21 protein-coding genes and 1 riboswitch are annotated in these 22,274 nt (G+C 73.0%); of the genes, 10 read left to right on the plus strand and 11 right to left on the minus strand.

Annotated elements, in window-relative coordinates; translation table 11 throughout:
- Positions 1–92: 92 nt before the first annotated feature.
- The 3 genes from ABZY44_RS22200 to ABZY44_RS22210 all read right to left on the minus strand — a co-directional run bounded on the left by ABZY44_RS22200 (position 93) and on the right by ABZY44_RS22210 (position 3,012).
- On the minus strand, positions 93–743 hold the full coding sequence (locus ABZY44_RS22200; protein ID WP_356656403.1) for a nuclear transport factor 2 family protein: 651 nt from the start codon (positions 741–743) through the stop codon (positions 93–95).
- 227 nt (positions 744–970) lie between these two features.
- On the minus strand, positions 971–1,591 hold the full coding sequence (locus ABZY44_RS22205) for a response regulator transcription factor (RefSeq protein WP_356656405.1): 621 nt from the start codon (positions 1,589–1,591) through the stop codon (positions 971–973).
- Complete coding sequence (locus ABZY44_RS22210) at positions 1,588–3,012, minus strand: sensor histidine kinase (protein ID WP_356656495.1); 1,425 nt, start codon at positions 3,010–3,012, stop codon at positions 1,588–1,590. The genes ABZY44_RS22205 and ABZY44_RS22210 overlap by 4 nt, the downstream gene beginning before the upstream one ends.
- A gap of 833 nt (positions 3,013–3,845) precedes the next feature.
- On the opposite strand from ABZY44_RS22210, the gene ABZY44_RS22215 reads away from it, so the two are divergent.
- Positions 3,846–4,397, plus strand: coding sequence for a heme-binding protein (locus ABZY44_RS22215; protein WP_356656407.1), 552 nt, complete (start codon positions 3,846–3,848; stop codon positions 4,395–4,397).
- A 169-nt stretch (positions 4,398–4,566) separates the two neighbouring features.
- Positions 4,567–6,108, plus strand: a complete 1,542-nt coding sequence (locus ABZY44_RS22220; RefSeq protein ID WP_356656409.1) for a M1 family metallopeptidase — start codon at positions 4,567–4,569, stop codon at positions 6,106–6,108.
- Between the two features lie 42 nt (positions 6,109–6,150).
- On the opposite strand, the gene ABZY44_RS22225 is transcribed toward ABZY44_RS22220, so the two are convergent.
- Positions 6,151–6,660, minus strand: coding sequence for a GNAT family N-acetyltransferase (locus tag ABZY44_RS22225; protein ID WP_356656497.1), 510 nt, complete (start codon positions 6,658–6,660; stop codon positions 6,151–6,153).
- Positions 6,661–6,807: 147 nt separating this feature from the next.
- Positions 6,808–7,383 carry a TerD family protein gene (locus tag ABZY44_RS22230; protein ID WP_356656411.1) on the minus strand — a complete coding sequence of 192 codons (576 nt, stop codon included), beginning with the start codon at positions 7,381–7,383 and terminating at the stop codon, positions 6,808–6,810.
- Between the two features lie 165 nt (positions 7,384–7,548).
- Between ABZY44_RS22230 and arfB the strand changes: the two genes are divergently transcribed.
- Complete coding sequence (gene arfB / locus ABZY44_RS22235; protein ID WP_215023025.1) at positions 7,549–7,974, plus strand: alternative ribosome rescue aminoacyl-tRNA hydrolase ArfB; 426 nt, start codon at positions 7,549–7,551, stop codon at positions 7,972–7,974.
- Positions 7,975–7,996: 22 nt separating this feature from the next.
- Here the strand turns inward: arfB and ABZY44_RS22240 are convergent, their stop codons facing one another.
- A complete protein-coding gene (locus tag ABZY44_RS22240) occupies positions 7,997–8,482 on the minus strand; it encodes a flavin reductase family protein (protein ID WP_356656499.1) in 486 nt (161 codons plus the stop codon).
- 420 nt (positions 8,483–8,902) lie between these two features.
- On the opposite strand from ABZY44_RS22240, the gene cdgB reads away from it, so the two are divergent.
- Positions 8,903–10,615 (plus strand): diguanylate cyclase CdgB, encoded by a 1,713-nt coding sequence (gene cdgB, locus ABZY44_RS22245; protein WP_356656413.1) that lies wholly within the window; start codon positions 8,903–8,905, stop codon positions 10,613–10,615.
- Between the two features lie 68 nt (positions 10,616–10,683).
- Positions 10,684–11,712, plus strand: a complete 1,029-nt coding sequence (locus tag ABZY44_RS22250; RefSeq protein ID WP_356656415.1) for a CBM35 domain-containing protein — start codon at positions 10,684–10,686, stop codon at positions 11,710–11,712.
- A 15-nt stretch (positions 11,713–11,727) separates the two neighbouring features.
- On the opposite strand, the gene ABZY44_RS22255 is transcribed toward ABZY44_RS22250, so the two are convergent.
- The 3 genes from ABZY44_RS22255 to ABZY44_RS22265 all read right to left on the minus strand — a co-directional run bounded on the left by ABZY44_RS22255 (position 11,728) and on the right by ABZY44_RS22265 (position 14,856).
- Positions 11,728–12,648, minus strand: a complete 921-nt coding sequence (locus tag ABZY44_RS22255; RefSeq protein WP_356656417.1) for a 1-phosphofructokinase family hexose kinase — start codon at positions 12,646–12,648, stop codon at positions 11,728–11,730.
- Positions 12,649–12,754: 106 nt separating this feature from the next.
- A complete protein-coding gene (nagA, locus tag ABZY44_RS22260) occupies positions 12,755–13,924 on the minus strand; it encodes an N-acetylglucosamine-6-phosphate deacetylase (protein ID WP_356656419.1) in 1,170 nt (389 codons plus the stop codon).
- Positions 13,924–14,856, minus strand: coding sequence for an ROK family protein (locus tag ABZY44_RS22265; RefSeq protein WP_356656501.1), 933 nt, complete (start codon positions 14,854–14,856; stop codon positions 13,924–13,926). Before ABZY44_RS22265 ends, nagA begins: the two co-directional genes overlap by 1 nt.
- Positions 14,857–15,105: 249 nt before the next feature.
- Here ABZY44_RS22265 and ABZY44_RS22270 point away from each other — a divergent pair, with 249 nt between their 5' ends.
- From ABZY44_RS22270 to otsB, 3 genes are all read left to right on the plus strand, one after another.
- Entirely contained in the window at positions 15,106–16,407 is a 1,302-nt protein-coding gene (locus ABZY44_RS22270) for an extracellular solute-binding protein (protein WP_356656421.1), read from the plus strand.
- Between the two features lie 69 nt (positions 16,408–16,476).
- Complete coding sequence (locus ABZY44_RS22275) at positions 16,477–16,725, plus strand: DUF3263 domain-containing protein (RefSeq protein ID WP_356656423.1); 249 nt, start codon at positions 16,477–16,479, stop codon at positions 16,723–16,725.
- A 53-nt stretch (positions 16,726–16,778) separates the two neighbouring features.
- Entirely contained in the window at positions 16,779–17,630 is an 852-nt protein-coding gene (gene otsB / locus ABZY44_RS22280) for a trehalose-phosphatase (protein WP_356656425.1), read from the plus strand.
- Between the two features lie 44 nt (positions 17,631–17,674).
- Here the strand turns inward: otsB and ABZY44_RS22285 are convergent, their stop codons facing one another.
- Together ABZY44_RS22285 and ABZY44_RS22290 are read right to left on the minus strand one after the other, a co-directional pair.
- A complete protein-coding gene (locus ABZY44_RS22285; protein ID WP_356656427.1) occupies positions 17,675–19,024 on the minus strand; it encodes a trehalose-6-phosphate synthase in 1,350 nt (449 codons plus the stop codon).
- Between the two features lie 131 nt (positions 19,025–19,155).
- Complete coding sequence (locus ABZY44_RS22290) at positions 19,156–20,133, minus strand: glucosyl-3-phosphoglycerate synthase (protein WP_356656429.1); 978 nt, start codon at positions 20,131–20,133, stop codon at positions 19,156–19,158.
- A gap of 197 nt (positions 20,134–20,330) precedes the next feature.
- Positions 20,331–20,488, plus strand: a riboswitch (SAM riboswitch).
- 17 nt (positions 20,489–20,505) lie between these two features.
- Here ABZY44_RS22290 and thrC point away from each other — a divergent pair.
- Positions 20,506–21,795 (plus strand): threonine synthase, encoded by a 1,290-nt coding sequence (gene thrC, locus ABZY44_RS22295; RefSeq protein WP_356656431.1) that lies wholly within the window; start codon positions 20,506–20,508, stop codon positions 21,793–21,795.
- Between the two features lie 35 nt (positions 21,796–21,830).
- Positions 21,831–22,109 carry a MoaD/ThiS family protein gene (locus ABZY44_RS22300; RefSeq protein ID WP_356656433.1) on the plus strand — a complete coding sequence of 93 codons (279 nt, stop codon included), beginning with the start codon at positions 21,831–21,833 and terminating at the stop codon, positions 22,107–22,109.
- The last annotated feature ends 165 nt before the right edge of the window (positions 22,110–22,274 follow it).

The raw sequence follows: 22,274 nt of genomic DNA on the forward strand, positions 1-22,274 counted from the left end.
GATGTCCACACAGTCCGCAAAACCGACACCGCAAAACCGAAAACGAAGAAGTCCACGACCCCTCGCCCACGCCGCACGGGTTAAAGATCAAGCTAGTTCGGGTAGGCGATCTGCACGGCGGTGCCGTTGTACTGCCAGAGCGGGGAGAAGACGCGCTTGCGGATCTTCCAGACGCCCGCGGACTTCACGTACTCGTCGCGGTAGCGGATGCCGCGTACGACGACGGTCTCCGGCGCGGTCGCGGTGGCCGGGTACACGAGCTGCGCGGTGGCGTGGCTGTCGCCGGTCGCCGTCGTCCTGCCGGTGACGCGGACGTAGGCGTTGGCGGTGACGTGGGTGGAGTAGCCCCAGGCCGCGGCGCCGTCGAGGTTGGCGACGACCGCCTCGATGCCGGACTTGACGATGCCGGCGGTGCCGTCGGGGTGGGCCATCACCGTGAGGGTGGCGTCGTCGGTGAAGAGGGTCCGGAAGACCGTCTTGTCCTTGGTGTCGACGGCGAAGAGGTAGGTCTCCAGCAGGCGGTGGATCGCCAGCTCGTCCTCGGCGGAGCCGGTGGGCCCGTAGGAGGCGGTGGTGGCGGTGACGTCATCGGTGGCGGTGGCGGTGGCGGTGGCGGTGGCGGTGGCGGTGGCGGCGTTGGCGGGCGTCGCGGAGGCGATCGCGCCGAACCCGGCGGCGGCCGCACCGGCGCCCAGCATCGTGAGCATGCGGCGACGTTCGGGGGTGAACTCGGTGGACGGCATGGCGGGTTCCTCTCGACACGGCGGGTGGCGCCCTGGGCCGTGCGGGCGGTCCGGGGCACTCACGAGCCTCCCGTCCGGGCGTCGGCGGCGGATCGGCGCGGCGTACGAGTGCGATCTCGTACGGATGGACGATGTGCCCGGCCGCCGTCGGCTCGTCTCCCCCTCCGCTGCCCGCTGCGCGTCTGCCCGCTGCGCGTCTGCCCGCGCCGCGTCTCCCCGCGCCTTGCTCAGGGCAGGAGGCGTTGTTCCTTGGCCACCGCGACCGCGCCCGCGCGCGTGTCGACACCGAGCTTGTCGTAGATGCGGCCCAGGTGGGTCTTGACCGTGGCCTCGCTGATGAACAGCGCGCGGGCGATGTCGCGGTTGCCGAGGCCGCGGGCGAGCTGGCCGAGGATGTCGAGCTCACGGTCCGTCAGGGTGGGCCGCGCGCCGCGCATGTGCGCCATCACGCGGCTCGCCACCGGCGCGGACAGCGTGGTGCGTCCCTGGGCCGCCGAGTGGATCGCCGCGAAGAGTTCCTCCGGGCGTTCGGCCTTGAGGAGGTAGCCGGTGGCGCCCGCACCGATGGCCCGGGTGATGTCGGCGTCCGTGTCGTACGTGGTCAGGACCAGGACGTGCGGGGGGCGCGGGGCGGCCGTGATGCGGCGCGTGGCCTCGACCCCGTCGATGCCCTCGCCCAGCTGGAGGTCCATCAGGACCACGTCGGGGCGGAGTTTGGCCGCGAGCGCGACCGCCTCCTCGCCGCTGCCCGCCTCGCCCAGCACCTCGATGTCCGGCTCGCTGCCGAGGAGCGCGAGCAGGCCGGCGCGGACGACCACGTGGTCGTCGCACAGGAGGATCGTCGTCATGGTGTGGGCTCCAGGGGGATCGAGGCCGAGAGGACGGTGCCCTCGCCCGGGGTGGATTCGATGGTCAGGGTGCCACCGAGCTGGCGGACGCGGGCGCGCATCGCGGGGAGGCCGTGGCCCCGGTTGCCGACCCCGCTTCCGCTCCCGGTCCCGGTCCCGGTTCCGCCCCTGCCCCCTTCTTCGCCCCCGATCCCGTCTTCGGTCTGGTTGCCGGTTCCGGATCCGGTTCCGGTTCCGGTTCCGGTTCCTGATCGGGTCCCGGTCCCGGTCCCGGTCGCCGTTCCGCCGTCCGGTCGTGCGGTCTGGACGAAGCCGTGGCCGTCGTCCGCGATGTCCAGGACCACCTGGTCGCCGAGGAAGCTGAGCGTGAGGGCGGCGGTACGGGCCCCCGCGTGCTCCCGTACGTTCGCCAGCGCGCCCTGCGCGATGCGCAGCAGCGCCGACTCGGCGCGGTCGGGCAGCGCGACCGGCGTGCCCTCGAGGTGGAAGCGGACCTCGATGTCCGGGCCCGCGCCCAGCGCGCGCAGGGCGTCCGGGAGGCCTGCTCCGCCGGCGAGTTCGGGCGGGGCGAGGTCGTGGACCAGTCGGCGGGCCTCGGCGAGGCCGCGCGCGGTGATGTCGGTGGCGGTACGGACGTGCGCGCGGGCGGTGGCCGGGTCCGTGTCCCAGGTGCGTTCGGCGGCCTGCAGCAGCATCTGCTGACTGGACAGGTGCTGGGCCAGGGTGTCGTGGATCTCCATGGACAGCCGCTGCCGTTCGCCGAGGGTGCCTTCGCGGCGTTCGGTGGCGGCGAGTTCACGGCGGGTGCGGATGAGGTCGTCGATCAGCGTGCGCTGCGCGGTGGCCTGCCGCTCCATGTGGATGAAGACGGCGGTCGCGAGCGCGGCGACGGCGGGCGGGGCGAGGAGGAGGTTCGGGTCGAAGGGTTCGCCGCCGCCGGCGGTCTGCGAGAGCTTCAGCTGCGCGGCGACGACGAACACCGTCAGCAGGGCCACGAGCACGACGGCGGCGCGGGGCGGGAGGGTGCGCAGGGCGGTGTAGAAGAGCGGGACGGCGCACCAGGCGAAGCTCGGCGCGAGGACGACGAGGACGACCCAGACGGCGACGACGAGGCCGAGCCAGAGGAGGCGGCGGGGGCGGGCGGGGCCGCCTGTCCTGACGGGGTCGTAGGGGTTGGTGGGGCCGCCCTTCGTGACGGGGCCGCCTAGGCTGGTGGGGCCGTCTGTCCTGGCGGGGCCGCCTGGGCTGGTGGGTCGGGGCCCGGTGGGGCTGGAGGTGGCGCCCACGGCGGGGCCGAGGACGTACAGCACGGCCAGAGTGAGGCTGAGGGCGATGATCCACGGGGTACGGGGTTCTCCGGGGTGACGGAGGAGGAAGCGGGCCACCGAGGCGCCGAGGAGGAGGAAGAACGCGGTGTGCATGACCGTGGCCAGGGCGCGGGTGCCCTGAGGAGGTGGGGTGGGGGTCACGCTGGTCACTTGGGCTCCTGGTCGGCGTGGTGCGTCGGTGCTCGGTGCTCGGTGGTGGGTGTTGCGGTGCGGGTCCCGGCTGGGCTGGGGTGGTGGTGGGTGCCGCTGCGCGGGCCGGTCCCCTCCCCACCCTTCCACCGTTCCCCGGGCTCCGCCCGGACCCGGACACCGTGGGCTCGTCCGGGCTCCGGGCCCGTGGGTTTCGCCCGGACCCCGGCCCCTGGGCTGCGCTCGGCTCCCGGTCCACAGGCTTCGCCTGGGCTCCGGCCGCCGGGGTTTCGTCTGGGCTTCGGCCCTCTGGGCTTCGCCTGGACTCCGGTCCACCAGGCTTCGCCTGCCCCCTGGCTCCGTCGGCCCGTGCCCGCGTGCCTGTGGGCGCGTGGACCCCGGTTCGTGGGTGGCGCCCGAGGCCTGCCGGCTTCGCCCGGACCCCGGACCCCGGACCCCGGATCCGTGGCCCGTGCCCAAGTGCCCGGGGGCTCCGCCCGGACCACGTCGGCCGTGCCCCGGCAGCTGGGGTCGGGACCCGGACCTCCGGGCTACGCCGAGCCCCCGGCGCCGGGACGGCGGCGGTGGTGCCGACGGTGCCGGCAGTGGCGGTGGTGCCGGAACCAGGTAAGCCGCCGCCGGAACCATGCCGCATCAGCCGATCGGTCGACCCCGGGGTCAACCGGCGGGGTGGGCGTGAGGAGCCGGTACGGGGACGGGTGGGCGGGGGTGGCGGGGAGAGGGTGGGAACACACGGCAGGAGAGCCCGCCGCGTCGACGTCACAGGAGCAGCAGACATGAACACCCGCACGCGCGTCCTCACCGGTACCGCCCTCGCCGTAGCCCTCGGAGCCGGAACCTTCGGCGCCGTCACCGCCAACGCCGCGTCGGCTCCCGCGTCCGCCCCGGCGGCGGCCTCCGCGAAGCGGGACAGCGACCGGAACTTCACCACCTCCACCCACCTCACCGTGGACGCCGCCACCCGCGCCGCCCAGGCAGCGCTGGACGCCGCCGCGAAGGAGAACCAGAAGGTGACCGTCGCGGTCGTCGACCGCAACGGCAACACCATCGTCACCCTGCGCGGCGACGGCGCGGGCCCGCAGTCCTACGAGTCGGCGCAGCGCAAGGCCTACACGGCCGTGTCCTGGAACGCTCCGACCTCCGTCCTCGCGGGCCGCCTCGCGCAGACCCCGAACCTGAAGGACATCCCCGGCACCCTCTTCCTCGGCGGCGGCACCCCCGTGCAGGCCAAGGGCGCGCCGGTGGCGGGCATCGGCGTGGCCGGTGCCCCGAGCGGTGACCTGGACGAGAAGTACGCCAAGGCCGGCGTCGACTCCCTCGACAAGTAGCGGGGGGAGGGACGAGGCGCCGGCGCACGGGCCGCGCGAAGCCGTCGCGAGTCGGCGCCAGGACTTCGCCGCGCAGCCGTGCCCCGTCGCGAGGAGTTCGCCAGGCCGTCGCGAGGCCGTCGCGAGGCCGTCCACCGCCGGTGAGGGGCGCGGCACGTAGGCTCGGCGCGTGGATCATCGTGTTCTGCGGCGGCTCGCCGCCCTCGCCGTCGCCGTCCTGTTCGCCCTCACCACGGGGTGTACGGGCGGTTCCGTGCAGGGGCGGCCGGGTGCGTCGGGGGTGCGCGACCCCTTCTTCCCGAAGGCCGGGAACGGCGGCTACCAGGTCGACCACTACGGCCTCGATCTGGACTTCGACCCCGTCAAGGGTCAGTTGCACGGCACCGCCGTCATCACCGCTCGCGCCGAACACACGCTCAGCTCCTTCAACCTCGACCTCAGCGGCCTCGAGGTCGAGAGCGTCACCGTGCAGGGCGCCGATGCGCGCTTCAACCGGACCGGCAACGAGCTGACCATCCGGCCCGCCGAGGACGTGCGCCGCGGCGAGGTCTTCCGCACGGAGATCGACTACGGCGGCAAGCCCAAGCCCGTGACCGATCCGGACGGCTCCCAGGAGGGCTGGATCCCGCTCGCGGGCGCGAAGGGCGCGGTCGGCGTCGGGGAGCCGGTCGGGTCGATGGCCTGGTTCCCGGGCAATCACCACCCGAGTGACAAGGCCACGTACGACATCACCGTCACCGTCCCCCAGGGCTACGAGGCCGTGTCGAACGGGGAGCTGCGTTCGCGGAGCGACGCTCCGGCCGAAGGCCAGGGCCAGGGCCACGGCGACAGCCAGGAGCAGGGCCAGGAGCAGGGCCAGGGCGAAGGAGCGGGAAGCGGCGGGCGGACCGTGTTCGCCTGGCACAGCCCCGAGCCGATGGCGAGCTACCTGGCGACCGTCGCCGTCGGGAAGCTGAAGGTGACCACCGGCCGCACCCCCTCCGGGATCCCCGTCTACGACGCGGTCGCGCCCGGGGAGGCGGCCGCGAGTGCGCCCGTGCTCGGGCGGCTGCCGGAGATGGTGGAGTGGGGCAGCGGCAGGTTCGGCCCGTACCCCTTCTCCTCGACCGGCCTGATCGTGCTGCCCGAGGGGACGCTCGGCTACGCGCTGGAGACGCAGACCAGGCCCGTGGTCTCGGGGGCCCCCACCGGCGTGGAGGGCACGCTGCTGGTCGTGCACGAGCTGGCCCACCAGTGGTTCGGGGACTCGGTGTCGCCGAAGTCCTGGAAGGACATGTGGCTCAACGAGGGCTTCGCGACGTACGCCGAGTGGCTGTGGTCCGAGGACCACGGCGGGCCCAGTGCGCAGCAGCACTTCGACGCCTACCTGGCCGGGGACACCGCCGTCGACGCGGAGGCCGGTTCCGACTGGGACGCGTTCCCGCCGGCCGCCCCGCCGGGACCCGAGGACATCTCCGAGGCCCCGGTGTACGCGCGCGGCGCGATGGTCCTGCAGCGGATCCGGCAGGAGGTCGGCGACGAGAAGTTCTTCGCCCTGGTGCGGGGCTGGGCCGCCGACCACCGGCACGGGAACGCGAGCACGGCCGAATTCACCGCCTACGCGCAGGAGAAGACGGGCCACGACCTGAAGAAGGTCTGGGACGTGTGGCTGTACGGCAAGGCGCGGCCCAAGGCCCCACAGGGCGTCCGGTCACCGGCCCTGACGCCCTGACGCGCCGACGCCCCGTCGCGACGACACCCCGCAGCCGGCCGCCTACAGCGCCTTGCGCAGGACCGTGCAGGGGCGGCCGGCCTCGCGGTCGGCGCCCCGGCGCAGGGCCGTGTACCCCTGGGACCGCCAGAACGCCAGACCCTTGGGGTTGTTGTCGAGTACGGCGATCCGTACGCCCGAGCGGCCGGCGGCGCGGAAGCGGTCCTCGACCTGGGTGGCCACGGCGCGCCCGTGCCCCTGGCGGTGCGCGGTGGCGTCGACGAGCAGCAGGCCGATCCACGGGTCCGGGTCTTCGGCGGTCGGGTCCGGGTGGTGCGCGAGGGTGGCGGCCAGGCCTACGAGGCGGCCGGCGGAGCGGGCGAGGAGGATCTCGGCGCCCTCGTGGGCGAGCTCGTCGGCGAGGGCGGCCGCGACCTGTTCGACCGTGATGCGGCCGGGGTCGGGGAAATCGCCGGTGAGCTCGAAGAACGCGTGGTTGGTCGCGTAGAGCGTGGCGATCTCGGTGAGGACCGGGCCCGGCAGGGCGCCGTCCTCGACGGGGGCGAGCGGCATGAGGATCACGTGGGGAACGGTAGCGAAGCCCCCTCCCCGGACGGCCGTGAGGGGGAGGGGGCTTGGCCGCGGTGACGCCCCCGGGCCGGTGCCCGGGCCGGTGCCCGGGCCGGTTGAGAGTCGGCCCGTCGGGACGTCGGCGCCGGACTAGACGTTGACGCCGAAGTCCTGGGCGATGCCGGTCAGGCCCGAGGCGTAGCCCTGGCCGACGGCGCGGAACTTCCACTCGGCGCCGTTGCGGTAGAGCTCGCCGAAGACCATCGCGGTCTCGGTCGCGGCGTCCTCGGAGAGGTCGTAGCGGGCGATCTCGGCGCCGCCGGCCTGGTTGATCACGCGGATGTACGCGTTGCGGACCTGGCCGAAGTTCTGGCTGCGGGTGCCGGCGTCGTAGATCGAGACGGGGAAGACGATCTTGTCCACGTCGGCCGAGAGGCCGGCCAGGTTGACGTTGATCGACTCGTCGTCGCCCGAGCCCTCGCCGGTGCGGTTGTCACCGGTGTGGACGATGGTCTGGTCCGGGGTGGACTTGTTGTTGAAGAAGACGAAGTGGCCGTCGGAGACGACCTTGCCCATGGGGTTGACCGCGATGGCGGACGCGTCGAGGTCGAAGTCGACACCCGTCGTCGTGCGGACGTCCCAGCCGAGGCCGACCGTGACGGCCGTGAGGCCCGGGGCCTCCTTGCTGAGCGAGACGTTTCCGCCCTTGGAGAGGCTTACTGCCATGGTGACTGGTGTCCCTTCCTAGTCTCACTTGGACCGTGAGATGCCCAAGCCAAGTTACCGCTGACCTCCCTAACGCGGGGAGGGGGCCGGTAGGTTCCGCCGGCCGTGGATCGTCCCTCCGAAATGCGGGTGACGGGGCCGTGGCGGGGCGGGATCATAGGGGGCATGCCTGGTCCCCATGTCATCCGCGGTTCCGTCGTGCTCCCCGAGGGCGAGCTCGCCTGGCGCTTCTCGCGGTCCTCCGGGCCGGGCGGGCAGCACGTGAACACCTCCGACTCCCGCGTGGAGCTCCTCTTCGACCTGGCGGCGACGAAGTCGCTGCCGGACGTGTGGAAGGAGCGGGCGCTGGAGCGCCTCGCGTCGCGTCTGGTCGACGGGGTGGTGACGGTGCGGGCCTCCGAGCACCGCTCGCAGCTGCGCAACCGGGAGATGGCGCTGGTCCGGCTGACCTCGCTGCTGGCGGAGGCGACGGCGCCGCCGCCGAAGGCGCGGCGGGCGACGAAGATCCCGCGGGGGATCAACGAGCGGCGGCTGCGCGAGAAGAAGGCCCGCGGCGAGACGAAGCGGGGACGCACCGCGCGGGACTGGTGACCCCGGGCCCGGTCTCCGGCGGCTACGGCGCCAGGTGGCGGTAGCGGCCGCGGAAGTACGTCAGGGGCGGGGCGTCCGGCGAGGGCTGGGCGGCGCCCAGGACGCGGCCGATGACGAGGGTGTGGTCCCCGGCCTCGACGCGGTTCTCGGTACGGCATTCCAGGGTGGCGAGGGCGTCGGTCAGGACCGGGGCTCCGGAGAACTCGCCCCGCGTGTACGCCAGGTCCGCGAAGAGCAGGCGGTCGCTGATGCGGCCCTTCATCGAGAACCGGCCGGCGACCTGGAGCTGGTGGCCGGCGAGGACGGACACCGACCACAGCGGCTGTTCCGCCAGCAGGTCGTCCATCCGTGAGCCCTCGCGCAGACTGACCAGGACCAGGGGCGGGTCCATGGACACGGACAGGAAGGCGGTCGCCGTCATGCCGACGTCCTCGCCGGGGCGGCCGCCGGCCCGCAGCGGGGGTTCGGTCGCGGTGATCAGGCAGACGCCCGCCGCCAGTCGGGACATCGCGGCCCGGAACTCGTCGTTGCTCACTCCCTCAGGATGGGGCGTGAGCGGGGGAAGGGTGGTCGCGGGGGTCGTTTTCAACACGGGGACGACGCTACTGTCGCCCTCCTGCGCCGCACATCGGGCTCAGGTCCGAGCCGCGCCCCCGCCCCTCGGCCTAGTCCCCCGCGTATCTTTTGCTCCCGGGAACGGACCGGACACAGAGGGGAGCGCTCCCAGTCGGCACGGGTGCGGAGCGGGTGCGGAAGGGGTCGCGCGGTGCACCTTTTTTCCTCTCATGTGACTTGAGTCACAGAGGGCAAGATTTGTTGACCCTGTGTACCTGCCGCACAGCTCACTGTGATTCAGTGGACGGGACACCGCAACGAAACGCCGATGACAAACCTGGAGTTGCTGTCGAGGTCTCGGGGAGAGCGAGCAATGGAGACCGAGTCGGAGCCGTACGTCCGTCTTGCGACCCTGCGGCAGCTGCACCAGGTGGTGGCCGAGCTCAATACGGCCAGGAGCCTGGCTGACACCCTGCAGACCGTCGTGGACGGCATCGTCGTGGGACTCGGCTACGAACTCGCCTGTGTCAATCTCGTGCGCCCGGACGGAGATCTCGTCGTCGCCGCCTTCGCCGGCGACGCTGCCGCCGAGGCCCTGATCACCGGCCGCGTCGGCTCGCGGCCCTCCTGGGAACGCCGCCTGACGATGGGCGAGAACTGGGACGGGCTCCGCTTCATCCCGCACACCGAGGGCTGGGTCCTCATGGAGGACGACGTCCCCCAGTGGCACACCGAGGGCCCCGACCCGCGCTTCGAGGACGAGTGGCACCCCGAGGACCGGCTCTACGCGCCCATGTACGCGTCCGGCGGCGAGCTCCTCGGCGTGATCTCCGTGGACCGGCCGCGCAACGGGCGCCGGCCCGGCGCCTGGGGCCGCGAAGCCCTCCAGATGTACGCCTTCCAAGCCGCGATCGCGATCAGCAACGCCCGGCTCCGCGCGAACATGCAGCGCGCCCTGGTGCGGCTCGAGCGCGAACAGCAGGCGCTGCGCGCCAGCGAGGAGTCGTTCCGCCAGGCCTTCGAGTACGCACCCAGCGGCATGGCCATCGCCGAGATGGGCGGCGACCAGCACGGCCGCCTGCTGCGCACCAACGACGCGCTGTGCCGGCTCCTGGGGCGGCCCGCCTCCGTGCTGCGCCGGTACTCCTTCTCCGACCTCGTCCACCCCGAGGACATCGGCACCCTGCTGCGCACCTCCGCCGAGGGCGGCCGCGCCGAGCTGCGGCTCGGCCGGCGCGACGGCACGTACGTATGGGTCTCCCTGCGCAACTCCGTCGTCGCCGACGCCGCCGACGGTCCCCGTTTCCTCCTCACCCACGTCGAGGACATCGAGGAGCGCAAGCGGCACGAGCTCCAGCTCGCCCACCGGGCCAGCCACGACTCGCTGACCGGCCTGCCCAACAGCGCCGAGCTGCGCTCCCGGCTCGGCGCCCGGCTCTGCCGGCTGCCGCAGTCCGTGCGGGCCACCGCCGTCGAGGCGCTGGACGCGGCCTTCGAGACGCGGCCCCCGGTGGACGGGGGAACCGGCGAGCACGGCTTCAGGCCCGACGGCTTCCCCGACCCCTTCGAGTACCCCGGAGCACCGGGGGGAGCGGGCCCCGGGTCCGGCGGCCCCGGCTCCGCCGCGGTGGGCCCGTACGACCACCACGTGCACACGGTCGCGCCCGCGACCGACATCGACGACGGGACGAAGGGGCTCGCGGTGCTGTTCTGCGACCTCGACGGCTTCAAGTCGATCAACGACCGGTTCGGGCACCACACCGGGGACGCGGTCCTGATCGAGGTCGCCCGGCGCCTGACGACGGGCGTCAGGGACGGGGACACCGTCGCCCGGCTGGGTGGTGACGAGTTCGTCGTCCTCGCGGACGGACTGGGCGCCGCCGACGCCGCCGACCTCGCCGTCCGGCTGCGCAACGCGATCATCCCGCCGATCCGGGTGGACGGCCGCGCGGTCCGGGTGGGGGCCAGTTTCGGCATCGGATGGGCGAGCTGCGGCATGTCCGCGGACGAGGTCCTGCGCTCAGCCGACCAGCGGATGTACATCGAGAAGCGATCCCGGTCGAAGGCCCACCGCCGGGCCGGGTGAGGCTGCCGGACACCCGTGGGTGCACCTGTTCGGGGTAGGCTCGCCGCGGTCGAAAGGAGTGACCTGCGATGACGACGCCCGCGAACAACAGCTCGAACGGTGGGGCGAACAAGCCCGAGGACGAGGATCCGTTCGGTTACCTCTACGAGGACGGCCAGGCCGCGGGAGCCACCCCGCCCGGCCAGGGCGGCGGGTACGGCTACCCCGGGGCGGTCGGCAATCAGCCGGGCGTGCCCCGGACCTCGTACAACCAGGTCCGCACGGTCGGTGACCGGCCCTACGGCGGCCAGCGAGGCCAGGTCCCGCAGCAGCAGCCTCCGGCCTACCAGGCGCAGTACCAGGCCCCCGAGGCGCTCCAGGCGGGCGGCTACGGCGTCCCCCCGCAGCAGCAGCCCTCGGCGTCGTACACCCAGCCGATCGCGCCTCCGGGCGGCGGTCACGGCGGTGGTCACGGCAACGGTGGCGGGTCGAGCCGCAAGGGCATGCTCATCGCGGCCGTCGCGGTGGTCGCCGCGGTGGCGATCGGCATCGGCGCCGCGCTGGCCTTCGGCGGCGACGACAAGGGCAAGGACGACAAGAACGAGGCCAAGCCGGGCGCGAGCCAGCCGTCCGTGCCGCAGCCCTCGGCCGGCCAGCCCAGCGGCTCGGCGACGCCGGAGCCCGAGTTGCCCAAGGGCGACGCGGGCGGTCCGGGCATGGTGATCAGCGGCGGGGCGGCGCTGTCGAACGCGGTGCCGGGCGCGAAGAGCGCGAGCGGCCAGTACGTCGGCAACTTCAACCAGCCGGGCGCCGCGGTGACGTGGACGCTGGACCTGCCCAAGGAGGGCACCTACCGCCTCTACGTGCGCTTCGGCATCCCCGGCGAGGACGCGAACGGCACCCTCGCGGTCAACGGCAAGCCCAACGGCTCGCCGCTGAGCATGCGCAACTTCGCCAACTCGCCCAAGGGCGACTGGGAGAAGGGCTGGCAGACCACCTGGGGCCCGGTGACCCTCAACAAGGGCACCAACACGATCAAGCTGTCGTGCGAGGCCGGCAACAAGTGCCAGGTCAACATCGACCAGCTCTGGCTGCAAGAGGGATCTCCCAACCCCTGATCACCGGTCCCCGCACTAGCCCGCCGTGACCTTCACCGACCCCCGTAGCTCCTCGTAGGTGCGGGGGTCGAACTCTCCCGCCGCGGGGGCGCGGACCGTGGCCGCCGAGAGGGCCACCGCGCGGACGAGGCGGTCCGGCCAGTCCAGGCCCTCGACGAGGGCGGAGAGCAGGCCCGCGACGGCGGAGTCCCCGGCGCCCGTGGGGTTGCCCGCCAGCGTCCGGGGCGGGGCGGCCTGCCAGGTGCCCCGCTCGGTGGCGGCGATCAGGCCGGCCGGGCCGAGCGAGGTGACCACCGTGCGGGCGCCGCGGCGGCGGGCGTCCCGGGTGGCGGGCAGCGGGTCCCGGGATCCGGTCAGCTCCGCGAGCTCGGCGGCGTTTGGCTTGATCATCTCGGGGCGGGCGGCGACCCCGCGGCGCAGCGCCTCTCCGCTGGTGTCCAGGAGGACGGGCACGCCGGCCGCGCGGGCCGCCCGTACGAGGGTGGCGTAGGCCCCGACGGGTACGCCGGGGGGCAGGCTGCCGCACAGGGCCACCGCGCGGGCGCCGTCCGCGAGCAGGGCCTCGTAGCGGGAGAGGAACTGGGACCACTCGGCGGAGGTGATGAGCGGGCCGGGCTCGTTGAACTGCGTGGTGTCCCCGGAGGCCTCGTCGACGACGGCGAGGGTGCGGCGGGTGGTGCCCGCGCAGGGCACCAGTTCGTCGCGGACCCCGGTGGAGGCGGCGAGCAGGTCGCGGACGACGGCCCCGGTGGGGCCGCCCGCGAAGCCGGTCGCGGTGACCTCGTGGCCGAGGGCGGCGAGGACGCGGGCGACGTTGAGGCCCTTGCCGCCGGGCCGCTCCCCCACGTCGCCGACGCGGTGGGAGGCGTGCGCCAGCAGGCGCGGAACGCGGTAGGTGACGTCGAGTGCGGTGTTGAGCGTCACGGTAAGGATCATGGCGTGCCCCGGTCTCGGTGTGTGCCGGGATCATGCCAGGGGGCACCTCCCAGCGGTAGCCGGGGGCGGAGAGCGGCCGGCCCGGTACGGGGGCCGACCGCTCTGCTCAGCCCTGTGCCGCGAGCGGTTCGACGATCCATTCGCCGCGCCGCATGACGCCCTTGACGTCGAAGGCGGCGTCGAGGACGACGAGGTCCGCGTCCTTGCCGGGCTCCAGCGAGCCGACCCGGTCGTAGAGGCCGATGAGCCGGGCGGGGTTGGCGGAGATCGCCTGGACCACGGATTCGACGGGGAGCCTGTCGATGGTGACGGACCGTTTGAAGGCGGTGTCCAGGGTGAGGGTGGAGCCGGCGATGGAGCCGCCCTCGACGAGGCGGGCGACGCCCTGCTTGACCTCGACCTCGAGCGGCCCGAGGTGGTAGATCCCGTCGCCGAAGCCGGCCGCGTCCATCGCGTCGGTGATCAGCGCCACGCGGTGCGCGCCCGCGTGGTGGAAGGCCAGCTCCAGCATGGCCGGGTGCAGGTGGGTGCCGTCGTTGATCAGCTCGACGGTGACCCGTTCGTCCTCCAGCAGCGCGGCGATGGGTCCGGGGGCGCGGTGTTCCAGGCCCGGCATCGCGTTGTACAGGTGGGTGGCCACGGTCGCGCCCGCGTCGATGGCCTCGCGCGTCTGGTCGTACGTGGAGTCCGTGTGGCCGATCGCGGCGATGACCCCGTGCTCGGCCAGCAGCCGTACGGAGTCCAGGCCGCCCGGGAGCTCGGTGGCGAGGGTGAACATGCGGGCGGCGCCGTGCGCGGCGTCGATCAGCTTGCGGACCTCGGCCGGGTCGGGGTCGCGCAGGAGGTCCTCCTTGTGCGCGCCCTTGCGGCAGGGGTTGATGAACGGCCCCTCGAAGTGGATGCCCGCGATCTCGCCCTGCTGGGTCAGTTCGGCGAGCAGTGCGGCCCGGCGGGCCAGTTCGTCGAGGTCCCCGGTGACGGTGGAGGCGACGACGGTGGTCGTGCCGTGCTCGCGGTGGGTCCGTACGCCCTTGAGGACTTCCTCGGCGGTGCCGGAGGTGAAGGAGGCGCCGCCGCCGCCGTGGTTGTGCATGTCGACGAAGCCGGGGACGATCCAGTGCCCGGAGAGGTCGAGGACGCGGGCGTTCTCGTGGGCGCTGCCGGCGATGCGCTCGCCCTCGACGATGAGGCGCCCGCCCCGCACGGTGCCGGTGGGCAGCACCACGCTGGCACCGGAGAGAACGGTACTGCGGCCCACATGTGCGCTTCCGGACATCAGGCAGGTACCTCCGTGGCGAGTAGATCCCAGGCGAGCAGCCCTGCGCCCAGGCATCCGGCGGTGTCCCCTAGGGCCGCCGGAACGATGTGGGGCAGCCGCTGGAACGTGACGCGTTCCTCCACGGCCGTCCGGAGTGGTGTGAACAAGGTTTCCCCGGCCTCCGCCAGGCCGCCACCGATGATCAGCGTGCGCGGGTCCAGCAGTGTGATCGCGGTGACGAGGCCGTCGGCGAGCGCGCCGATGGCGGCGAGCCAGATCTCCTCCGCCGCGGCGTCACCGGATTCGACGGCCTTGGCGCAGTCGGCGGCGTCGGCCTCGGGGTCGCCGGAGGCGGCCGCCCAGGCGCGGCTGACGGCGGAGGCGGACGCGAGGGTCTCCAGGCAGCCGTACTGGCCGCAGCCGCAGGCGGGGCCGCCGGGGCGGACCACGATGTGGCCGATCTCGCCGGCGTAGCCGTGCGCGCCGGCCTCGATGCGGCCGGCGATGCCGATGGCGCCGGCGATCCCGGTGCCGAGGGGGACGAACAGGAAGCGGTCGGCGCCGCGGCCCGCGCCGATGCGGCCCTCGGCGAGTCCGCCCGTGCGGACGTCGTGGCCGAGCGCCACCGGGATGCCGCCGAGGCGTCTGCTGAGCAGTCGGCGCATCGGTACGTCGCGCCAGCCCAGGTTCGCCGCGTAGACGGCGATCCCGTTCTCGGCGTCGACGATGCCGGGGACGGCGACGCCGGCGGCGGAGGCGGCGCGGCCGAAGCGCTCCCGGCCGAGGTCGAGGAGCTCGGCGGCGAAGTCCTGGATCGTCTCGACGACGGCTTCGGGGCCACGCTCGCGGCCGGTGGCGCGGCGCGCTTCGTGGAGGAGGCTGCCGTCGTCGGCGACGAGGGCGGCCTTCATCCCGGTGCCGCCCACATCGAGGGCGATGACGTGTTTCACGGGTTTCACGGGTGACAGTCTCGCGTGCTCGGAGGGGAAAGGTCTAGTCCACTGGGAGGGATTGTTGAGCAGCCATACAAATTCGGGACCGAGGCCGGTGCGCGGGCCGGTTCGCGGCGGTCGGCGGGACCTCGCGTGCGGGCCGCGTGGGGGCCGTGTGCACGTTCGGGGCCGGGTGTTGACGGGGGGCGGGGGTGGTGTAGACCTTTATGCGAACCGAACGGACCAACCTGGGGTGGAACGAGAACTGTGAAGGCCCGATACCTGAACCTGGCCGCATCCGGCGTCGCGCTGTGCCTGACCACCGTGACGCTGAGCGGCTGCGGAGCCGTCTCGGGCCTCGCCGGGAACAACGAGGTCACCCTGCGGGTCGTGGCGGCCGACTACGGAGACAATGCGGAGAACTCCTCCAAGGGCTACTGGAAGGCCCTCGCCGCGTCCTTCGAGAAGACCCACCCCGACATCAAGGTCCAGGTCGACGTCTACTCCTGGTCCGAGGTGGACGCCAAGGTCGCCGCGATGGTCAAGGACGGAAACGCCCCCGACGTCGCCCAGATCGGCGCCTACGCCGACTACGCCTCCGAGGGCAAGCTCTACTCCGCCGACGAGCTGCTCTCCGTGCAGACCGAGGCCGACTTCCTCGCGCCGCTCGCCGAGGCCGGCAAGGTCAGGCGCGTCCAGTACGGCCTGCCCTTCGTGGCCAGCACGCGGCTGATGTTCTACAACGAGAAGCTGCTCACCGACGCCGGGGTCATCGGCAAGGACGCCAAGGGTCCCTGGCAGCCCAAGAGCTGGACGGAACTGGAGGCGGCCGCCAAGAAGCTCAAGGCCGCCGGGGTCCCCACCCCCTTCGCGCTGCCCCTGGGCCGCGAGGAGGCGCAGGCCGAGACGATGCAGTGGATGCTCGCGGGCGGCGGCGGTTACAGCGACAACGAAGAGCAGTACTCGATCGACTCCGCAGACAACGTGAAGACCCTCGAGTTCCTGCGCGACAAGCTCGTCGGCGGGGGCCTGACCGGCCCCGTGGAGCCCGCCAAGCTCGACCGGCAGGCCGCTTTCGACTCCTTCACGCGCGGCGAGGTCGGCATGCTCAACGGCCACCCGACGCTGATCAAGCAGGCCGCGGCCAAGGGCGTGAAGTACGGCATGGTCCCCATGCCGACCGCCGACGGCACCGAGCACTCGACGATGGGCGTCGCCGACTGGGTGATGGCCTTCAAGAACGGCCACCCCAAGGAGGCCGGGAGCTTCCTGGACTTCCTGTACGAGCCGAACAACGTGACCGCCTTCACCGAGAAGTACGACCTCCTCCCGGTCACCACCAGCGGCTACCGCCAGACCGAGGCGTCCACCGGAGCCTCGTCGGCGCAGCTGAAGACCTTCCTGCACGCGCTGCCGAACGCCCGGCTGTACCCGGTGGGCAAGAAGTCCTGGGCGGGCGTGAGCGAAGAGATCAAGAAGAACATCGGCACGACCGTGCAGCCGGGCGGACAGCCGGCGAAGGTCCTCGGGGACATCGCGGACGCGGGCCGCAAGGCCGACACGCACTGAGCACGGGCGCGCCGCCCGCTCGGGCGGCGCGCCCGGGTCGGTGTCGGTGCGCGGCGTTAATCTGGCCGTATGACGGACGACGGGCGGCCGGCGGCCGGGCTGACCGCGGAGGAAGCGGCGGTGCTCGCCTACGAGGGCCGGACCTGGCCCGGCCCCGGGGCCAAGGAGCGGGCCATAAGGGAAGGACTGGGGATGCCCCCGGTCCGGTACTACCAGCTGCTCAACGCGCTGATGGACGACCCGAGGGCGCTGCGGCACGCGCCGGGCACGGTGAACCGCCTGCGGCGCATCCGTGAAGCCCAGCGGGCCAGGCGGTAGCGGCGTTCCACGCGCCGTAGCCGTGGCCCGGCGGGGCCGTTAGGGTCGACGGTATGGGGAGCGATCCGCACGACCTGCCGATGCCCGAGACCGCCGCCGGACGCGAGGGACTCGAGGCCCTCCTGCGCGCACCGCGCCGATCCGTCGTCGCCCTCGACTTCGACGGCACCCTCGCCGAGATCGTTCCCGACCCCGGCCGGGCCCGTGCCCATCCCGGCGCCGTCGCCGCGCTGTCCGCGCTCGCGCCCGAGGTCGGATCGGTGGCCGTCGTCACCGGCCGGCCGGCCGGGGTCGCCGTCCGCTTCGGGGGCTTCGCCGGGGTCCCCGGCCTGGAGCACCTGGTGGTCCTCGGTCACTACGGAGCCGAGCGCTGGGACGCCGTGAGCGGCATCGTGCGCGCTCCGGCGGAGCATCCGGGAGTGGCGGCGCTCCGGGCGGAGCTGCCGGGGTTCCTGGACACGATCGGCGCGTGGCGGGGGACGTGGATCGAGGAGAAGGGCCAGGCCCTGGCCGTCCACACCCGCCGCGCACAGGACCCGGAGGCCGCCTTCGAGGCGCTGCGCGAGCCCCTGGCGGGGCTGGCGGCGCGGCACGGCCTGATGGTCGAGCCGGGCCGGGCCGTACTGGAACTGCGGCCTCCGGGGATGGACAAGGGCGTCGCCCTGACGGAGTACCTCACGGAGGTCGGGGCGCAGTGCGTGGTGTACGCCGGGGACGACCTGGGGGACCTCGCGGCGTTCTCGGCGGTCGAGAAGCTGCGCGCGGGAGGCGTACCGGGGCTGCTCGTGTGCAGCGGCTCGGCCGAGGTGCCGGAGCTGTCGGCGCGGGCGGATCTGACCTTGTCGGGGCCGGCGGAGGTCGTGGCGTTCCTCGCCGCCCTGGCCGCGGCCATCGGGCCCTCCTGACACGGCACTAGGCAGGGCCCGGCGGGGCCCTGCCCGGGCCGGAGCTACAGGCGGTCCAGCTGGGCGCGGAACCAGGGGGCCGGGGGAAGGGCCGTGGCGGCCGCGGCCAGGCGCTTCGTGCGCTCCGCCCGCTCCTCCTGCGGCATCGACAGCGCCGCGTGCAACGCCTCCGCCGTCTCCGTGACGTCGTACGGGTTCAGCGTCAGCGCGTCCCCGCGGAGCTCCTCGTACGCCCCCGCCCCCGTCGACAGCACCAGCGCGCATCCCGCGTCCGAGACGACCGGGATCTCCTTCGCCACCAGGTTCATCCCGTCCCGGACCGGATTGACCAGCGCCACGTCCGCCAGCCGGTAGGCCGCCAGCGAACGCGCGAAGTCGTCCTGCACCGAGACGAGCACCGGCTGCCAGTCCGGCGTGCCGAACTCCGCGTTGAGCGAGGCCGCGAGCTCCCTCACGTCCTGCGTGTACGCGCGGTACACCGCCAGGTCCTGCCGCGAGGGATAGGCGGAGGCCAGGTGGACCACCCGGCCGCGCCACTCGGGGTGGGTGGTCAGCAGCTCCCGGTACGCCAGCAGGCCGCGCAGGATGTTCTTCGACAGCTCCGTCCGGTCCACCCGGACGATCGTCTTCAGGCCTCCGACCTCCGCGCGCAGCGCCGCCAGCTTGTCGTTCACCTCGGGCCGGTGCGCGAGCGAGCGCAGCTCGTCCCCGTCCACGCCCAGCGGGAACACCGCCACCGGGGCCCCCGCCCCCGCCGAGGCGGTGAACTCCCGGGCCCAGGCGTCGGTGTGGAAGCCCACCAGGTCCGCTCCGAGCATGCCCCGCAGCAGCTGCTCGCGGATGTCGGCGGGGAGTAGCCCCAGATAGTCCGGCGAGGCCCACGGGGTGTGGGTGAAGTGGCCGATCCTCAGGTCCGGCCGGAGCTCGCGCAGCAGTCCGGGGGCGAGCGCCAGGTGGTAGTCCTGGATCAGGACCTTCGCGCCCTCGGCGGCCTCCTCGGCCAGGGCCCGGGCGAAGGCCTCGTTGTAGGTGACGTACGACTGCCAGCGCCGCCGGAACTCCGCGTCGAAGACCGGCTCGCGCGGGACGTCGTACAGGTGGTGGTGCAGGAACCACAGCACCGAGTTCGCGATGCCGTTGTACGCGTCGTCGTACACCGCCGGGTCGATGTCGAGCATCCGCACGCCCGGCTCGGCCACGCCCCGCCGTACCGCCTCCCGGTCGGCGTCCGAGAGCGCGGCGCAGATCCACAGTGCGCCCGGCTGTTCCGCGAGGGCGGTGGAGAGACCGGAGACGAGGCCGCCCCCGCCGCGGCGGGCGCCGAGCGTGCCGTCCGGGGCGAGGGCGTACGAGAGCGGGCCGCGATTCGCGGCGACGAGAACCTGGGAAGCCATGCGGCGAACCTAGCCCGACCCGTGCGCGATCAAACGTCGGTGCCCGCGCGTCCGGCGTACCGAGACGAAGACCACGCCGCAGGGGCCGCCCCGGGCGCGGGCGCGGACGCCGGGATCCCCGGGGGCGCCGCTCACGCCACGCGACGGCGCGCGTACTCCTCCATGTCCCGCATCGGCGGCCGCTCCTCGGTGTCCACGGCGTAGGTGTGCGGGACGAAGCCGTCCGGTCCGCGCTCGAACTGCGTGAGCTCCGGCCGTACGAGGTGGCCGCGCGAGAGCCGCAGCAGCGCCGTCCGGTAGATGGCCGCGGCCATCCGGCCCAGCGCCTGGCCGTCCTGGTGGCGGTGGAGCCGTACGCCCACGTCCACCTGGCCCAGCGCGTCCAGGCCGACCGTGTGCAGGGCGTCCACCAGCAGGCCCAGCTCGACGCCGTACCCGACGGGGAACGGCAGCCGCTCCAGCAGGTCGCGGCGCACGGCGTACTCGCCGCCCAGCGGCTGGACGAAGCCCGCCAGCTGGGGCCAGTGCAGGTTGAGGAGGGGGCGGGCGACCAGCTCGGTGACCCGGCCGCCCTGGCCGTGGGTCCCGGCCGCGGCGAGCCCGCCGAACTCCGGGCCCAGCGGGCGGTCGTACATCGCCTTGACGAAGTGGACCTCCGGATCGGTCAGCAGCGGGCCCACCGTCCCGGACACGAAGGAGGCCGAGAAGTCCCGCAGGTCGGCGTCCACGAAACAGACGACGTCCCCGCTGGTGACCAGCAGCGAGCGCCACAGCACCTCGCCCTTCCCGGGCAGGGCCGGCAGCCGGGGCAGGATCTCGTCACGGTGCACCACCCGGGCTCCGGCCTCGGCCGCGACCTCGGACGTACGATCGGTGGAGCCCGAGTCGATCACGACCAGGTCGTCGACCAGCGGCGTGCCCGTCCCGTCCATCAGATCGCGCCGGATCACCTCGACGATGGCCCCGACCGTGGCCTCCTCGTCGAGCGCGGGCAGCACCACGCTGACCGTCGTGCCGGCTGCCCGTTTGGCGGAAAGCAGCTGGTCGAGCGGTCGGTCGGCGGCGGACCAGGAGCGGGCGGCAAGCCAGCGCTCCACCTCTTCCAGCACCTTCGGGACTCCTCTTTCGGTCGGTGGAGCACCGGCATTTTCAGCCGAATTGTGATCCATCTCGCGGTTCGGACGGCTGTCTCAACCATCCGGGCCTTCGGTTACAGTCTTGAACAACGCGAAGGCCCACCGCATGCCGGGGGGCCTCGCGCACAAACGCCCAGGCGCGCCGCAGAGCGTGTCGCCTGGTGCCATACCGCTCATCCAGAGGGGCAGAGGGACACGGCCCGTTGAAGCCCCGGCAACCCTCCAGTCGGTTCTCGCGATCGCCTACGCGGCAGATCGGTCGAGGTCCCCGGCTAGGGAAGGTGCCAATTCCGTCTCATGGCGACGTTCGTCATGGGGAAGATGAGGAGAAAGGGCCTCGCCATCATGGCTGCACAGACTGCCGAAACCTCCGCTCCCGGCGCCACCGTCGATCTCGGTCCCGCCAACGGCCTCTCCTGTCGCGAGTGCGGCACCCGCTTCGCGCTCGGCCCGATCTTCGCCTGCGCGGAGTGCTTCGGCCCGCTCGAAGTCGCGTACGACCTGCCCCTCGGTGATCCCGAGGCGCTGCGCGCCGCGATCGAGGCCGGCCCCCAGAACATCTGGCGCTACGCGCCGCTGCTGCCCGTCCCGGCGGACGTGGCCTCCAAGCCGAGCCTGAACCCGGGCTTCACCAAGCTCGTGGACGCGCGCAACCTGGCCAAGGAGCTGGGGGTGACCGGCGAGCTCTACGTCAAGGACGACTCCGGCAACCCGACGCACTCCTTCAAGGACCGCGTCGTGGCCATCGCCGTCGAGGCCGCCCGCGCGTTCGGCTTCACCACGCTCTCCTGCTCCTCCACCGGCAACCTGGCCGGCGCCGTCGGCGCCGCGGCGGCCCGCGCCGGTTTCCGCTCCTGCGTCTTCATCCCGCACGACCTGGAGCAGGGCAAGGTCGTCATGGCCGGTGTCTACGGCGGCGAACTGGTCGGCATCGAGGGCAACTACGACGACGTCAACCGCTTCTGCTCGGAGCTCATCGGCGACCCGCTGGGCGAGGGCTGGGGCTTCGTCAACGTCAACCTGCGGCCGTACTACGGCGAGGGCTCCAAGACCCTGGCCTACGAGATCTGCGAGCAGCTCGGCTGGCGGCTGCCCGACCAGATCGTCATCCCGATCGCGTCCGGGTCGCAGCTCACGAAGATCGACAAGGGTCTGCAGGAGCTGATCAAGCTCGGCCTCGTCGAGGACAAGCCGTACAAGATCTTCGGCGCCCAGGCCGAGGGCTGCTCGCCCGTCTCGACGGCCTTCAAGGCCGGTCACGAGGTCGTGCGCCCGCAGAAGCCGAACACCATCGCCAAGTCGCTGGCCATCGGCAACCCGGCGGACGGCCCGTACGTCCTGGACATCGCGCGCCGCACCGGCGGCTTCGTCGAGGACGTCAACGACGAGCAGGTCGTCGAGGCCATCAAGATCCTCGCGCAGACCGAGGGCATCTTCGCCGAGACCGCGGGCGGCGTGACCGTCGGCGTGACCAAGAAGCTCATCGAGAACGGCCAGCTCGACCCGACGCTGACCACGGTGGTCCTGAACACCGGCGACGGACTCAAGACCCTGGAGGCGGTGGCCGCCGACAGCGGGCAGACCGCCACCATCCGTCCGAGCCTGGAAGCGTTCCGCGCCGCCAACCTGGCCTGATCTCCCTCCCTGCACACCGGAAAGGCAGTAGCGCCATGAGCGTCAACGTCCGCATCCCCACCATCCTGCGCACCTACACCGGCGGCAAGGCCGAGGTCCCCGCCGAGGGCGCGACCCTCGCCGAGGTCATCGAGTCCCTGGAGAAGAGCCACCCGGGCATCGCCGCCCGCGTCCTGGACGACCAGGGCAAGCTGCGCCGCTTCGTGAACGTCTACGTCAACGACGACGACGTGCGCTTCGAGGGCGGGCTGCAGGCGTCCACGCCGGACGGCGCCGGCGTCTCGATCATCCCGGCCGTCGCGGGCGGCTGCTGACCTCTCGGGCCCTCCGATCGGTCCGGCGGGCGCGCGCCCCGCACGCACGACCCTGAATTGCCCCCTCCGTTAATAAACGGAGGGGGCAATTCTGCTTGATTGGGCGCGGTAGGCTTGGGGAAGTCCCCGCCGCTGCTCTTGCCCGCCGCATATGAGCGGGCCGCG

This window comes from Streptomyces sp. NPDC006544, from assembly GCF_040611715.1.
Lineage (GTDB): Bacteria > Actinomycetota > Actinomycetes > Streptomycetales > Streptomycetaceae > Streptomyces.